Annotated in this window: 12 protein-coding genes; 11 read left to right on the top strand and 1 reads right to left on the bottom strand. The window is 61.8% G+C overall.

Going from position 1 to position 14,890, the window contains the following annotated elements; genetic code table 11:
• Positions 1 to 347 precede the first annotated feature (347 nt).
• From FHT28_RS13220 to FHT28_RS13185, 8 genes are all read left to right on the top strand, one after another.
• The gene (locus tag FHT28_RS13220) at positions 348 to 1,376 is read left to right on the top strand and encodes a CorA family divalent cation transporter (RefSeq protein ID WP_168596476.1); all 1,029 of its coding nucleotides are present in this window, start codon (positions 348 to 350) and stop codon (positions 1,374 to 1,376) included.
• Between the two features lie 600 nt (positions 1,377 to 1,976).
• Positions 1,977 to 3,059: an ABC transporter ATP-binding protein gene (locus FHT28_RS13215; RefSeq protein ID WP_092573253.1), complete on the top strand. Its 1,083-nt coding sequence runs from the start codon at positions 1,977 to 1,979 to the stop codon at positions 3,057 to 3,059.
• 15 nt (positions 3,060 to 3,074) lie between these two features.
• On the top strand, positions 3,075 to 4,145 hold the full coding sequence (locus FHT28_RS13210) for an ABC transporter ATP-binding protein (protein ID WP_037195970.1): 1,071 nt from the start codon (positions 3,075 to 3,077) through the stop codon (positions 4,143 to 4,145).
• Between the two features lie 2 nt (positions 4,146 to 4,147).
• Positions 4,148 to 5,020 (top strand): sugar ABC transporter permease, encoded by an 873-nt coding sequence (locus FHT28_RS13205; protein ID WP_047553883.1) that lies wholly within the window; start codon positions 4,148 to 4,150, stop codon positions 5,018 to 5,020.
• Between the two features lie 47 nt (positions 5,021 to 5,067).
• Positions 5,068 to 5,940: a carbohydrate ABC transporter permease gene (locus tag FHT28_RS13200; protein ID WP_234903919.1), complete on the top strand. Its 873-nt coding sequence runs from the start codon at positions 5,068 to 5,070 to the stop codon at positions 5,938 to 5,940.
• 12 nt (positions 5,941 to 5,952) lie between these two features.
• Entirely contained in the window at positions 5,953 to 6,240 is a 288-nt protein-coding gene (locus FHT28_RS13195; RefSeq protein ID WP_047553886.1) for a DUF2160 domain-containing protein, read from the top strand.
• Between the two features lie 68 nt (positions 6,241 to 6,308).
• On the top strand, positions 6,309 to 8,039 hold the full coding sequence (locus FHT28_RS13190) for an ABC transporter substrate-binding protein (RefSeq protein ID WP_037195963.1): 1,731 nt from the start codon (positions 6,309 to 6,311) through the stop codon (positions 8,037 to 8,039).
• 303 nt (positions 8,040 to 8,342) lie between these two features.
• On the top strand, positions 8,343 to 9,197 hold the full coding sequence (locus FHT28_RS13185; RefSeq protein WP_168596475.1) for a 5'-nucleotidase, lipoprotein e(P4) family: 855 nt from the start codon (positions 8,343 to 8,345) through the stop codon (positions 9,195 to 9,197).
• Positions 9,198 to 9,457: 260 nt separating this feature from the next.
• Here the strand turns inward: FHT28_RS13185 and FHT28_RS13180 are convergent, their stop codons facing one another.
• The gene (locus FHT28_RS13180; RefSeq protein WP_037195960.1) at positions 9,458 to 10,753 is read right to left on the bottom strand and encodes an ABC transporter substrate-binding protein; all 1,296 of its coding nucleotides are present in this window, start codon (positions 10,751 to 10,753) and stop codon (positions 9,458 to 9,460) included.
• A 149-nt stretch (positions 10,754 to 10,902) separates the two neighbouring features.
• Between FHT28_RS13180 and FHT28_RS13175 the strand changes: the two genes are divergently transcribed.
• The 3 genes from FHT28_RS13175 to FHT28_RS13165 are packed head-to-tail and all read left to right on the top strand — an operon-like array spanning position 10,903 to position 14,843.
• Positions 10,903 to 11,925: a LacI family DNA-binding transcriptional regulator gene (locus FHT28_RS13175; RefSeq protein ID WP_168596474.1), complete on the top strand. Its 1,023-nt coding sequence runs from the start codon at positions 10,903 to 10,905 to the stop codon at positions 11,923 to 11,925.
• A 39-nt stretch (positions 11,926 to 11,964) separates the two neighbouring features.
• Positions 11,965 to 13,821, top strand: coding sequence for a DUF2264 domain-containing protein (locus tag FHT28_RS13170; RefSeq protein WP_168596473.1), 1,857 nt, complete (start codon positions 11,965 to 11,967; stop codon positions 13,819 to 13,821).
• Positions 13,818 to 14,843, top strand: coding sequence for a hydroxyacid dehydrogenase (locus FHT28_RS13165; protein WP_168596472.1), 1,026 nt, complete (start codon positions 13,818 to 13,820; stop codon positions 14,841 to 14,843). Before FHT28_RS13170 ends, FHT28_RS13165 begins: the two co-directional genes overlap by 4 nt.
• Positions 14,844 to 14,890: the final 47 nt, after the last annotated feature.

The following is a 14,890-nucleotide window of genomic DNA, read 5'->3' as shown; positions in this document are numbered from 1 at the left end:
CCCTCATTTAATGCGAGCAAGAGTTGCCCCTCACCCTAGCCCTCTCCCCGCGCGCGGGGAGAGGGGACGATCCCGGTCCCTCGCCTCTCGATAGGCTGGAAGGAAGGCTGCGGGTGCCCCATCCCCTTCTCCCCGTGCCGACCGGGAGAAGGTGGCCGATAGGCTGGATGAGGGGCCCAGGAGGCTTCAGGAACTTTAGTGGCCCCATACCTCATACCGGCATGAGAAGCCGGTCACCCTTCACCTTGCTACCTTGACCCGAACTGATAAAATACCGCCAGCAAGCCACAAACTCTTGTGCTGCTTGCGCTTTTCGTTGCCATGGGGGCGGGATGGATCAAGGCGCCATGGAAGCACCCAACAGCTCGTCGGTCAGCTACGGCACCGAACCGGGATTGCGTTTCGCCTCCCTGCTCGACGGGCATGGTGGCTGCAGGCAGCTCAGCATGGATCAGGTCGGTTCCTGCAAGCCCGGAGAGGGCGTCACCTGGCTGCATTTTGAGCGCGACCATCCGGCGACCGCCGATTGGATCACCCACAGGAGCAATCTTGATCCTTTCGTGGTCGAGGCGCTGCTGGAAGAAGAATCTCGCCCGCGTGTCGAACCGGTAGGCGACGGACTGTTGATCATCCTGCGCGGCGTCTGCGCGACATCGCCCGATGGCACGACGCAGAAGCCCGCCGATATCGATCTGGTGCCTCTGCATCTCTGGGTCGATGGCAATCGCATCGTCTCCCTGCGCGACAGCGGCCACTACATCACGGCGCTGCGCGATATCCGCCTGTCGCTGGAGAAGAAAAAGGGGCCGCAGCGTTCCGGTGAGCTGCTCGCCCTGATCGCCGACAAGCTGGTGCGCGATCTCGAACCCGTGCTCGACGCCATGGACGAAGAGGTGGATGAGCTCGATGAGCTGATCTTTCACGGCGAGGCCGGTCAGGTGCGCGAACGCCTGAAGCTGCTGCGCCGCCGCGCCGTGCAGCTGCGCCGTTACCTGGCGCCGCAACGCGATGCGCTGAACCGCATCGAACATGACGACGCGCCCTGGCTTGCCGAACGCGATAAGCTGCGCCTGCGCGAGGTCATCGACAAGCTGATGCGCTATATCGAGTATCTCGACGCCATCCGCGATCGCACCAGCATCCTGCATGACGACCTGTCGACCATCATTAGCGAGCGCATCGCCAGCAATTCCAACCGCCTCGCCGCCCTAGCTGCCCTGCTCCTGCCGCCGAGCGTGGTGGCCGGCCTGTTCGGCATGAATGTCGGCGGCATTCCCGGCGTCAACGACACCTGGGCCTTCGTCGTCATCGTCCTCTTCGTGACGATCACATCGATCGCCACCCTCTGGGTGCTGAAGCGCATCAACTGGCTTTAACGCCCGGCTCTCGGTTCGGCCAAGCCCATGGCGCAGGCAATCCTTTCGAATAGGCAGCAGGCAATCCCGGCCGACGAGCCGAGCATTGGCCAGGCGATCAAAGGTGCCTGAGCAGCCTGAAACCATCCACCCGCCTTTCGGGTCTGAAATATGGTTTCCTTATATTTCCAATCCCGATCAATCGGTTATCCGTATTGTTATTTTTTGCTAAAATAAGACCTGGGCGAGATTTATGAAGCGAAACTGAAACGCGACCAGTTTTCGTTTGACATTCCTTTATCTTCATTTATCGTCATTCTTGTTTCGGTTTTCGCGTGAGGGGTGCAAATCGAAACGGGGGAGGTATCATTGTCCAGACATCAGATCCGCATCGGAAATGGCACGAAGTACGGCACAGCAAGCCGCACCGCCGCCATCAACCTCGCGCACCTTGGTTTTCGCTGCCGCGACGTTAGCGCAGGCGGATCGATGCAATTCTTTCTACGACCATAGCCTCGGCAATAGACGGCACCCGGTGAAGGTATAGCCCGATCCGGACGGATCAGTCTTCTTGAAATCCTCGTGGCGGCATCGGCCTGCGACGCATGGAGGGAATCTATCGTGCTTGAACTCAAAGGCGTCTCGAAGTCGGTCACCGGCGAGACGCATATTGCGGAAACGAACCTGACGCTGCAGCGCGGCACGCTGAACGTGCTTCTTGGGCCGACGCTTTCGGGAAAGACATCGCTGATGCGGCTGATGGCCGGCCTCGACAAGCCGACCACGGGCACGATCCATGTCGACGGTGCCGACGTCACCGGCCTGCCGGTACAGCGCCGCAACGTCGCCATGGTCTACCAGCAGTTCATCAACTACCCCGCCATGACGGTCTACGACAATATCGCCTCGCCCATGCGCCTCAGCGGCGCGAATGCGGCAACCATCGACCGGGAAGTGAAGAAGGCCGCCGACATCCTGCGGCTCGGCCCCTTCCTCGATCGCCTGCCGCTCAGCCTCTCCGGCGGCCAGCAGCAGCGCACGGCGCTTGCCCGCGCCATCGTCAAGAAGGCAGGGCTGGTGCTGCTCGACGAACCGCTCGCCAATCTCGATTACAAGCTGCGCGAGGAATTGCGCGCCGAGCTGCCGAAGATTTTCGCCGAATCCGGCGCCATCTTCGTCTACGCCACCACCGAGCCCTCCGAGGCGCTGCTCCTTGGCGGCAATACCGCGACCCTGTCGGAGGGACGCATCACACAGTTCGGATCGACGATCGAAGTCTTCCGCAATCCGAAGGACCTGATCACCGCGACCACCTTCGCCGATCCGCCGCTGAACACCATAATTCTGAACAAGCGCGGCAGGGAATTCGTGCTGGACGAGAATATCCACCTGCCCGTGCCGCAAGGCCTCGAAAGCCAGCCGGACGGCCGCTACACGATCGCCTTCCAGCCGCATCACCTGGCCCTTGCGCCGCAGACGCCGGAAGCCGTCGCCGCGCCGGCGAAAGTGATGGTAACCGAGATCACCGGCTCGGAAAGCTTCATCCATCTCGATTTTTCCGGTCGGCGCTGGGTGATGCTGACCCAGGGCGTCCAGGATATCGACGTCGATGATGCGATCGATGTCTATATCGACCCCCGCCACATCATGGTCTTCGACACCGATGGCGCCGCCGTCGCTCCCGACCTGCAACAAGCCGCCTGAGGAGAGACATCGCCAATGGCACGTATCGATCTTGACCACATCAGGCACGCCTACAACGACCATCCCAAATCCGATGCGGACTACGCGCTGAAGGAAGTGAACCATAGCTGGGAAGACGGCAGCGCCTATGCGCTGCTCGGACCGTCCGGCTGCGGCAAGACCACTTTGCTCAATATCGTCTCGGGCCTGGTGCAAGCCTCCGAGGGCCGCATCCTGTTCGACGGCAAGGACGTGACCCGGCTATCGACCCAGGAGCGCAACATCGCCCAGGTCTTCCAGTTCCCGGTCGTCTACGACACGATGACCGTCTACGACAACCTCGCCTTCCCGCTGCGCAACCGGCATGTTCCGGAAGCCGACGTAAAGCGCAAGGTCGATGAGATCATCGAAATGATCGGCCTTTCCGACAGCGCTCATCGCAAGGCGCGCGGGCTGACGGCCGACGCCAAGCAGAAGATCTCGCTCGGCCGCGGTCTCGTGCGCTCCGATGTCAACGCGATCCTCTTCGACGAGCCGCTGACGGTCATCGACCCGCATATGAAGTGGGTGCTGCGTTCGCAGCTGAAACAGCTCCATCGTCGCTTCGGCTTTACCATGGTCTACGTCACCCACGACCAGACGGAAGCGCTGACTTTCGCCGACAAGGTGGTTGTCATGTACAATGGCGAGGTGGTGCAGATCGGCACGCCGAACGACCTGTTCGAACGCCCGCGCCATACCTTCGTCGGCTATTTCATCGGCTCGCCGGGCATGAATGTCATGCCGGTCGAAATCGAAGGCCGCAACGCGCGCCTCGGCAACCGTACGATCATGTTGCCCGGCGCGCTGCTGGAAAAACGCGCCGGCCGCTCCGAACTCGGCATCCGTCCGGAATTCGTCCGCATCGGCCGCGAGGGCATTCCCGCCACCGTCACCAAGGTCGAGGATCTCGGCCGCCGCAAGGTGGTCCGCGCTAAGCTGGATGGTCAGGATATCGTCGCTGTCATCGGCGAGGACCAGGCGGTGCCGGCCGAGCCGCATATCGCCTTCGATCCCGCCGGCATCAATATCTACGCCGACTCCTGGCGCATCGAGATGGGAGCCTGACGATGGACAAGACCTGGAACAACAAAGCCTGGTTCATGCTCATTCCCGTTCTGCTGCTGGTCGGCTTTTCCGCCGTCATTCCCTTGATGACGGTGGTGAACTATTCGGTGCAGGATACCTTCGGCAACAACGTCTTCTTCTGGGCGGGCACCAGCTGGTTCGAGCAGATCCTGCATTCCGGCCGTTTCTGGGATGCGATGTTCCGCAACCTGATCTTCTCCTTCGTCATCCTGGCGATCGAAGTGCCGCTCGGCATCTTCATCGCCCTTAATATGCCGAAGAAGGGTGTCGGCGTGCCGGTCTGCCTCGTATTGATGGCCCTGCCGCTGCTGATTCCCTGGAACGTCGTCGGCACGATCTGGCAGGTCTTCGGCCGCAGCGACATTGGCCTGATGGGCTATGTCCTCGTCGGCCTCGGCATCGACTACAACTACGTCTCCGATCCGGTCGACGCCTGGGCGACGATCATCCTCATGGACGTCTGGCACTGGACGAGCCTCGTCGTGCTGCTCTGCTATGCCGGCCTCGCCTCCATTCCCGACGCCTTCTACCAGGCGGCCAAGATCGACGGCGCCTCGCGCTGGTCCGTCTTCCGCTACATCCAGCTGCCGAAGATGAACCGGGTGCTGCTGATCGCCGTGCTGCTGCGTTTCATGGATAGTTTCATGATCTATACCGAACCCTTCGTCGTCACCGGCGGCGGACCGGGCAACTCGACGACCTTCCTGTCGATCGATCTCGTGAAGATGGCGCTCGGCCAGTTCGACCTCGGCCCGGCGGCGGCCATGTCGCTCGTCTACTTCCTTATCGTGCTGCTTCTGTCCTGGGTCTTCTACACCGTCATGACCAATTACGATGCGGGAGCAAGCCAATGAGCGGCAAACCCCTGTCCACCACGGCCGACGACGCCGCGCTGCACAAGATGGCAGTCTCCGGCGCGACAACAGGCAATGCCGCCGCTGCCGGCGCGCAGGTTGCGCGTAGGCAGAGCGAGAAGGGCCGATGGTCCTGGCTGGTGCCGGCGATCTACATCGTCTTCCTGCTCCTGCCGATCTACTGGCTCGTCAACATGAGCTTCAAGACCAACGAGGAGATCGTCAACGGGTTGACGCTCTATCCGCACGCGCCGACACTGCGCAATTACACGATCATCTTCACCGATCCGTCCTGGTACAAGGGCTATATCAACTCGATCACCTATGTCGTCATGAACATGGTGATCTCGGTTGCCTGCGCCCTTCCCGCGGCCTATGCCTTCTCACGCTACCGCTTCCTCGGCGACAAGCACGTGTTCTTCTGGCTGCTGACGAACCGCATGGCGCCGCCGGCGGTGTTCGCGCTGCCCTTCTTCCAGCTCTATTCCGCCTTCGGCCTGATCGACACCCATATCGCAGTGGCATTGGCGCATTGCCTGTTCAACGTGCCGCTCGCAGTCTGGATCCTCGAAGGCTTCATGTCCGGCGTGCCGAAGGAGATCGACGAGACAGCCTATATCGACGGCTATTCGTTCCCGCGCTTCTTCATCAAAATCTTCATTCCGCTGATCGCCAGCGGCATCGGCGTCGCCGCCTTCTTCTGCTTCATGTTCTCTTGGGTCGAGCTTTTGATCGCCCGCACGCTGACGGTGACCGACGCCAAGCCGATCGCCGCCATCATGACGCGAACGGTCTCGGCCTCGGGCATGGACTGGGGCCTGCTTGCCGCCGCCGGCGTGCTGACCTTGGTCCCCGGCGCGCTCGTCATCTATTTCGTCCGCAACTACATCGCCAAGGGCTTCGCGCTCGGCCGCGTCTGAAGGGAAACCGCCATGAACACAGATTTCTCCTGGATGGCCTGGACGCTGCCGACAGCGCTGTTTTTCTCGACGATCCTGGTGCTGCTGATCGGCATGGCGGTCTGGGAATATGTTTCGCCCGGCGGCAATCCGCGCGTCGGCATCCTGCATTTCGAAACGACACGCGGCGACCGGCTGTTCATCTCGCTGCTCGGCGCCGCCTTCATCCACATCGCCTGGCTGGGCCTGGGAGGCCCCAGCCTGTGGTGGGCTCTTGCTCTTTCCGTGGTCTACGCCATCGGCGTCTTCCGTCTGGTCTGAAGCAAACTGGTACGGAGGCCGGGGTCTGGCCGCCTGGGAATATACTCGCAACCTGTAGGGAGGAATTTATGCGAAGACATCTCTTAACGACGACGGCAGTCGCCCTGCTGGCCTTGGCCGGCACGGCTCATGCCGGCATGAACGAAGCCAAGGCATTCCTGGACAAGGAGATCGGCGATCTCTCGACGCTCTCGCGCGCCGACCAGGAAAAGGAAATGCAGTGGTTCATCGACGCGGCCAAGCCCTTCCAGGGCATGGAGATCAAGGTCGTCTCGGAAACGCTGACGACCCACCAGTACGAATCGCAGGTTCTGGCACCGGCCTTCACCGCCATCACCGGCATCAAGGTCACGCATGACGTCATCCAGGAAGGCGACGTCGTCGAAAAGATCCAGACGCAGATGCAGACCGGCCAGAACCTCTATGACGGCTGGGTCAACGATTCCGACCTGATCGGCACCCATTGGCGCTACAAGCAGGTGCGCAACCTGACCGACTGGATGGCGGGCGAGGGCAAGGACGTCACGAATCCCGGCATCGATATCCCTGATTTCATAGGCACCAGCTTCACCACCGCTCCGGACAAGAAGCTCTACCAGCTTCCCGACCAGCAGTTCGCCAACCTCTATTGGTTCCGCTACGACTGGTTCAACGACGAGAAGAACAAGGCCGATTTCAAGGCCAAGTACGGCTACGATCTCGGCGTGCCGGTCAACTGGTCGGCCTATGAGGATATCGCCCAGTTCTTCACCGGCCGCGACGTCAACGGCAAGAAGGTCTTCGGCCATATGGACTATGGCAAGAAGGACCCATCGCTCGGCTGGCGCTTCACCGATGCCTGGCTTTCCATGGCCGGCAACGGCGACAAGGGCCTGCCGAACGGCCTGCCCGTCGACGAATGGGGCATCAAGGTCGATGCCAATTCCCGCCCTGTCGGCTCCTGCGTCGCCCGCGGCGGCGACACCAACGGCCCCGCTGCCGTCTACTCCATCCAGAAATATCTCGATTGGCTGAAGGCCTATGCACCGCCGGAAGCCCAGGGCATGACGTTCTCGGAATCCGGTCCGGTTCCGGCGCAGGGCAACGTCGCCCAGCAGATCTTCTGGTACACGGCCTTCACCGCCGACATGGTCAAGCCCGGCCTGCCGGTCATGAACGCCGACGGCAAGCCGAAGTGGCGAATGGCACCGTCTCCGCATGGCGTCTACTGGAAAGACGGCATGAAGCTCGGCTATCAGGACGTCGGTTCCTGGACGCTGATGAAATCGACGCCGGTCGATCGCGCCAAGGCCGCATGGCTCTACGCGCAGTTCGTGACTTCGAAAACGGTGGACGTGAAGAAGAGCCATGTCGGCCTCACCTTCATCCGCGAATCCACCATCCGCGACAAAAGCTTCACCAAGCGTGCGCCGGAACTCGGCGGTCTGATCGAGTTCTACCGCTCGCCGGCACGCGTGCAATGGTCGCCGACCGGCACGAACGTTCCTGATTATCCAAAGCTGGCACAGCTCTGGTGGCAGGCGATCGGCGATGCCGCATCGGGTGCCAAGGACGCACAAGGCGCCATGGACGCCCTTTGCGCCGACCAGGAAAAGGTGATGCAGCGCATCGAACGCGCCGGCGTTCAGGGCGATATCGGCCCGAAGCTCGCCGAGGAACACGATCTCGCCTACTGGAACGCCGATGCCGTCAAGAACGGCCATCTCGCTCCGCAGCTGAAGATCGCGACCGAGAAGGAAAAGCCGGTCACCGTCAACTACGACGAACTGGTGAAGAGCTGGGCCGACTCGGCCAAATAAACCCGATCGATCGATTGAGGAGATGCGGCTGTGCCGGGGTCTGAAAAGGCCCCGGCATTTTGCTGTTCCCAGCCCAAACACTTCTCAGGCGCGCGTCAACGGGACCTTCGTACGGCACCCCGGCGATGGGCTCGGGCGGAGTCATCAACCAAAATCAGCCGAATCGGGGTGCAACCAGTTGTCATATGCTTGACACATTCCATCCGCGCGCAAACTATCCTTACCCGGATCAAGACTTTCACACCTGTTTGAAATCGTTGATGCGACCCGTTGATTTTACAGAATTTCATAAAGGAGAACGGAGTGAGAAATAGATACTTTGGACGCCTGGCATTCGTGTTCGGCCTCGCTGCAGCCGTGCCTGCTTTTGCCGCCGATGTGCCGGCCGCCATGCCGGACGATAATCTCAACGCCGTTCTCTGGGACCAAACCTCGGTCGAAGCCCAGGCCAATGCGCTTGGCGCCTATGCGCTCGCCCGCCTCCGGCTTGACGAAGCGCTTGCCGACAAGAACTGGACCGCGGCGCCAGTCGAGCAAACGGGCAATTTCCAGGATTTCCCGCCGGCCATCATCCTCGATGTCGATGACACCGTGCTCAATACCTCGCCCTATCAGGCGCACAACATCACGGCGGGCACCAGCTTCACGCCGGATAGCTGGACGAAATATGTGAATGCCCAGCAGGACAAGCCGATCCCGGGCGCGGTCGACTTCACGCAATATGCAGCCTCGAAGGGCGTCAAGGTCTTCTACGTCACCAACCGCACTTCCGATGAAGAAAAGCCGACCGTCGAGGAAATGAAGCGCTTCGGCTTTCCGATGGGCGACAATGTCGACACTTTCCTCAGCGCCAAGGAACAGCCCGATTGGGGCTCCGCCAAGGGCACGCGCCGCGCCTTCATCGCCAAGAACTACCGCATCCTCTTGATGTTCGGCGACAATTTCGGCGACTTCACCGACGACTACAAGGGCACGGTCGAGGAGCGCCAGAAGGTCTTCGAGGCCAACTCCGCCCACTTCGGCCATGACTGGATCGCCATCGCCAACCCGACCTACGGCTCGTTCGAGAGCGCCCCCTACAAGGGGGATTACAAGTTGCCGCCTGAAAAGCAGCGGCAGATGAAGCAGGATGCGCTGAAGCCCTGGGATGGGAAGTAGCCGTCGTTCGAGGATGATTGTCAGGCACGTTCAAGTCTGTGGAACCTTAGTGCCTGGCCCCTCATCCTAGCCTTCTCCCAGCAAGCGGGGAGAAGGGACGATCGAGAAACCGCTGGTCTTCAGGAAGACTGAAGCTAAGTCAGGCATGATAACTCCCTCGCCCCGCTTGCGGGGAGAGGGTTGGGGTGAGGGGCCAGGCACAGAATCAAGGCAAAGCCGAACCAGCCTCACCGTCATCCACTCACATAGCCGGCCTTCAATCAGCTCTTCCGCTTCAGCTTCGTCGCACCTTCCTCCACCAGTCTCTTGGCCGCCTCGGCGACCGTGATCTTGCCGAAGGCGAGCTGGTCGGCGACGGGACGCGCGACGTTCTGGTCGAATTCTCCGGAGCCGAGCGGCGCCGGCACGGGATAGGTGCCGACCTGATCCTTGAGCAGCTCGATATATTGCACCGTCTGCTGCTCTACCGGATTAAGCGTCGGCAGGATGGCGGCGCGCACGGCTGGCGACATCGGCACACCACGCTCGACGCCGAGGATCTTGCCTGCTTCGACATCGTTGACGAAGAAATTGATGAATTTCGCCGCCGCTTCGCCGTTCTTGCTGGTGGCGCCCACGCTCCAGATCAGCGCCGGGCGATAGTAATGGCCGGAGGGGCCGTCTTTCTTTTCGCGCGGCAGCATCGTGACGGCGAGCTTGCTCTTGACCACGAGCTGATAGCCGACGAGCTGGTTGGAATAGGCCATGCCGATGGCCGATTTGCCGAGAGCCAGGCAATTGCTTTCGATGACGTTCTGGTCGAGCGTCTGGACATCGGCGGAGACCGTGCCGCCGCGCTTGCGCAGCTCTTCCCAGTAGCTGTACCATTCCTTGGCATCGTCGACGCCGAAGCCGAGCCCGCCCTCCTCGGTAAAAAGGCTCTTGCCGCGCTGGCGCAGCCAGACATCGAGAACATAATTGTAGCGCGCGCCATAGGGACCGCCCCAATAGCCGCGTTTGCCGGCCGCCTTGGTCATCTCAACGGCAAGATCCGCATAGTCTGCCCATGTCGTGGTGGGGCCCGGCGGCGTCAGGCCGGTCTTCTTGAACATGTCCTCGTCATAGAACATCGCGAAGGAATTGAGCCCAAGGCCGACGCCGTAAAGCTTGCTGTCGACGGTCGTGAGCTTCAGCACATCCTTGCCGAAACTGTCGACATTCAGCGTCGAGGGCACGAACTGATCGAGCGGCATGCAGGCGCCGCGCTTGGAATAATCGGAAATCGTGCTCGGCTCGAGCTGGAAGACATCGGCGATGTTCTGGCTGGCCATGCCAGTCGCAAGCTTGGCCCAGTAGCCGTCACCGCTGATGCTCTCGCCGATGACGGACAGATCGGGATTCTTGCTGTGAAACAGTTCGGCGACGGCGACCGTGCGCTTGCCGCGATCGGGCGACCCCCACCACATCGCCCGCAGTTGCGTGGCGTCGGCGAAGGCCGGCATCGCCCCTCCCCCGAACGCGAGACCCGCAGCAGCTCCGGCAGTTCCGATCATGAATGAGCGGCGATTCATGCGCATGAGATTCCTCCTTCTCTTGCGTTGTCATCCGCGACGGTCTCCCGACGTCTTCAGCGGACAATTCCGAGCGAAGATATGCAACTTCATTGCGCTGTGCAATAAAAAACTCTGTATTGCAAATTTGCACAATTTTGCATAACAATTGCGATATGAGCGATGTTCGATCCAAACGTATCAGGCAAGCCGATATTGCTGCCGCAGCCGGCGTCTCCGTTTCGACGGTGTCGCGCGTGCTGACCAATGAACCCGGAATCAGCGACATGATCCGCCAGCATATCTTCAAGGTGGCTGGTGATCTCGGCTACCCGCTGAAGACGGCTGTAGAGGCGGAGGCTGGCGGCCTGGCGCTGATCGCCAGCGATAGTGTCACAGGCGGCTTGAGCGTTTTTTACGAGGGCATTCTGGAAGGCCTGCGCGCCGGCGCCGCCGAACGCGGCATGCGCTTCGACATTCGCCTCATCCGCGAGGCCCGCACCGAACCGAATCTGGTGATGGAATATCTGCAGGCTGCCGGCGCCGAGGGCCTCTTCCTTGTCGGCATAGATCCCTCCGAGGAGCTGTGCCGATGGCTCGAGGCAAGCGGCACGCCCACGGTTCTCGTCAACGGCACGGACCCGAAACTGCGATTCGACGGGGTTTCACCCTCGAATTTCTTCGGCGCCTACAACGCGACGCGGCGGCTGCTCGATGCCGGCCACCGCCGCATCCTGCACCTGACCGGTTCTCATCGCCAGACCATCCGCGAGCGCATCCGTGGCTTCGAGGCCGCGATCGCATCCGTCGAGGGGGCGCATGGCCGCATCGTGCCGATGAACTTCCGGGGCAGTTCCAGCCAGGAGGCCCATGATACAACGGCCGCGATCCTCGCTGCCGATGAGGGTTTCACAGCCGCCTTCTGCATGAATGATTTCATTGCCGTCGGCGTGCTCGACGCCGTGACCGAAGCCGGCCTGCGCGTGCCGGAGGACTTCGCCATCGTCGGCTTCGACGACCTGCCCTGCGCGCTGATGACCAATCCCAGGCTGGCGACCATGCGTGTCGACCGCGCAGCGCTGGGGCGGGAAGCCATAAGCCTGATGATTGCCCGCTTCCGCGATCGCGACGCCCCCGCCCGCCACGTTTGCCACGGCGTTCAACCGATCGCCGGCGGTACCCTCCCACCCGAAACCTGAGCCTTCCCCGCAGCGGAACCAATCGAGAGAGCCACACCGATGATCTACGACCCCGCCAGCACCAATCCGCTTGCCGGCAACCCGTTGAAGAACCTCACCGACATGCGGCGGGCGCTGATCGACCTGTTCGATCCGCTCCTGTCCTATTTTTCCGAGGGCAATGCCCGTGTCCGCATCGACGCGGCAGGTGCCCATTTCGACCGGGCGGCCGCCGATCTCGAAGGATTCGCCCGCCCGCTCTGGGGCCTTGCGCCATTCGGCGCCGGCGGCGGCGATTTCGGTCATTGGGACCGTTATACCGAGGGGCTCGCCAACGGCGTCGATCCCGACCATCCGGAATATTGGGGCACTGTCAACGGCCGCGATCAACGCATGGTCGAGCTTGCAGCGCTCGGCTTTGCGCTCGCGCTGGTGCCCGAAAAGATCTGGGAACCGCTCGATGCGCGAGCCCGCAACAATCTCATCGCCTATCTCAAGCATGCTCGCACCTTCGACTATGCCGACAACAATTGGAAATTCTTCCGCATCTTCGTGGATATCGCGCTCGACCGGCTCGGGGCCTCCTTCGACCGCAGCCTGACGGAGAATTATCTGACGGAGCTGGATGGCTTCTATATCGCCGACGGCTGGTATCGCGACGGCGATATCAGGCGCATCGACCATTACGTTCCCTTCGCGATGCACTTCTACGGGCTGATTTATTCCAAGCTCGTCAATGACGACCGCGCCGAGCGCTACCGCGAACGCGCCATGCTCTTCGCCAAAGATTTCCGCCATTGGTTTGCGCCAGATGGCGCCACCATCCCCTTCGGCCGCAGCCTGACCTATCGCTTCGCCTGCGCCGGCTTCTGGTCGGCGCTCGCCTTTGCCGATGTCGAGGCGCTGCCCTGGGGCGAGATCAAGGGGCTTTGCTTACGGCACCTGCGCTGGTGGGCCGACAAGCCGATCGCCAATCGCGACGGCACCCTGCCGATCGGCTTTGCCTATCCCAACCTGCTGATGTCGGAAAACTACAATTCCGCTGGCTCACCCTATTGGGCCTTCAAGGCCTTCCTGCCTTTGGCGCTTCCCGAAACACATCCCTTCTGGACAGCAGAAGAAAAGCCGCTGGAAAATCAGCCGGCTATCGTCCCGCAGAAGCATCCCGGCATGGTGATGATGCGCAGCAAGGCCGATGTCGTGGCGCTCTCCAGCGGCCAGGAAAACCAGCAGATGCGCTTCGGCGCCGAAAAATACGCGAAGTTCGCCTATTCGGCCCGCTACGGCTTCAGCGTCGAGAGCGACGAGCGCATCTTTGCCGGCGGTGCGTTCGACAGCATGCTCGCCTTCAGCGACGACGGTCTGCATTACCGCGTCCGCGAGACCAACAAGGAGGCGAAGCTTGCCGGCGACACGCTCTATGCCAAATGGTCGCCTTATGCTGATGTGACCGTGGAGACCTGGCTCATCCCCGCCTCGCCCTGGCACATCCGCCTTCACAGGATCACTACGCCTCGGCCATTGCAGACGGCGGAAGGCGGCTTCGCCATCGCCCGGCGCGATTTCGAGGTCGATACGCTCTCCTCCGAGACGGGTGCGGCCTATGTCATCGGCGAGGAGGATTTCAGCGGCATCCTCGATCTCGGCTCGACGACCGAGCGCAAGGGACTGGCGCAGAAGGCGCCGCCGAACACCAACCTGATCGCTTCCAAGACGCTGGTGCCGCAGTTGCGCGCCACGATCCCATCAGGGCAAACCATTCTCGTTTCCGCAGTTCTGGCTGAAAAGGATCCCTCCTCCGTCGGCGGCGCCTGGACGAAGCCGCCCGCCAGGCCCGATATGGATGCCCTGCGCGCGCTCGTGGCCGACAAGGGCATCACGGTCAGCGCCATCGAGGCGCCCGGTCGCCTGCCATGACGCAATTCGTCTCCACACGTCCCGCCATTGCCTTTGCGATGCAGCCCACCCGCACGCAACACGTCCTGCCGGAGGTGCTGATCCAGCGCCTCGATACGGTCGGCCGCGTGCTGGATGCAACGCCGATGCAGCGCTTCGATGATGACCGCGCAAGCAAACTGCTCGCCGAAACCGAAATCCTGATTACCGGCTGGGGTTCGCCGGCGATTGATGCCGCGGCGCTGGCGCTGGCCCCGCATCTGAAGCTGGTGGCTCATTCCGCCGGTACAGTGAAGGGCCTGCTCGGAGACAGCCTGTTCGATCGCGGCATAGCGGTCAGCCATGCGGCGCAGGCCAATGCCCTGCCGGTCGCCGAATTCACGCTTGCCGCCATCATCTTTGCCGGCAAGAAGATCTTCCGCTTCCGCGATCTCTACGTCGCCGACCGCAACCGCAAACGAACGCAGCCGATCCAGGCGGAAGCCATCGGCAATTACGGCCGCACGGTCGGCATCATCGGCGCCTCGCGCATCGGTCGGCGGGTGATCGAACTGCTCGCGCCCTTCGACTACCGGGTCCTGCTCTACGATCCCATGGTCGATGAGGCAGAAGCCACGCGCCTCGGCGCCGAGAAGACCGAGCTGGACGCCTTGATGGCATCAGCCGATATCATCTCGCTGCACGCGCCGTCCCTGCCGGCGACGCGGCACATGATCGACGCCCGGCGCCTCTCGGTGATGAAAGAGGGGGCGACCTTTATTAACACCGCGCGCGGTGCTTTGGTCGACGAGGCGGCGTTGATCGCCGCGCTGAAGACCGGCCGCATTGATGCGATCATCGATGTCACCGATCCGGAAATCCCGGAGGCGGATTCCGCCTTCTACGACCTGCCGAATATCTTCCTGACGCCGCATATCGCCGGCGCCGTCGGCCTCGAGCGGACCCGCCTCGGCGAGATGGCGGTCGAAGAAGCCATTCGTTTCATCGAGGGTCGGCCGCTGCTCCACGCGATCCGACGCGAGGACATGGCGCGCATGGCATGATGCGACGCAGCAAATCCATGAAAACTCCCTGAAATCGCCCCATTTCG

This window comes from Rhizobium sp. SG570 (assembly GCF_012275345.1).
Classification (GTDB): Bacteria; Pseudomonadota; Alphaproteobacteria; order Rhizobiales; family Rhizobiaceae; genus Rhizobium; species Rhizobium lusitanum.
The sequence above is the reverse complement of the archived record's forward strand: the minus strand, read 5'-3'. Positions and strand labels throughout refer to the sequence as shown.

Coding starts and splice junctions, on each gene's coding strand:
- FHT28_RS13170 (WP_168596473.1), top strand. CDS start 11,965: ATGATCTACGACCCCGCCAGCACCAATCCGCTTGCCGGCAACCCGTTG.
- FHT28_RS13190 (WP_037195963.1), top strand. CDS start 6,309: ATGCGAAGACATCTCTTAACGACGACGGCAGTCGCCCTGCTGGCCTTG.
- FHT28_RS13210 (WP_037195970.1), top strand. CDS start 3,075: ATGGCACGTATCGATCTTGACCACATCAGGCACGCCTACAACGACCAT.
- FHT28_RS13165 (WP_168596472.1), top strand. CDS start 13,818: ATGACGCAATTCGTCTCCACACGTCCCGCCATTGCCTTTGCGATGCAG.
- FHT28_RS13200 (WP_234903919.1), top strand. CDS start 5,068: ATGGCAGTCTCCGGCGCGACAACAGGCAATGCCGCCGCTGCCGGCGCG.
- FHT28_RS13175 (WP_168596474.1), top strand. CDS start 10,903: ATGAGCGATGTTCGATCCAAACGTATCAGGCAAGCCGATATTGCTGCC.
- FHT28_RS13195 (WP_047553886.1), top strand. CDS start 5,953: ATGAACACAGATTTCTCCTGGATGGCCTGGACGCTGCCGACAGCGCTG.
- FHT28_RS13220 (WP_168596476.1), top strand. CDS start 348: ATGGAAGCACCCAACAGCTCGTCGGTCAGCTACGGCACCGAACCGGGA.
- FHT28_RS13205 (WP_047553883.1), top strand. CDS start 4,148: ATGGACAAGACCTGGAACAACAAAGCCTGGTTCATGCTCATTCCCGTT.
- FHT28_RS13180 (WP_037195960.1), bottom strand. CDS start 10,753: ATGCGCATGAATCGCCGCTCATTCATGATCGGAACTGCCGGAGCTGCT.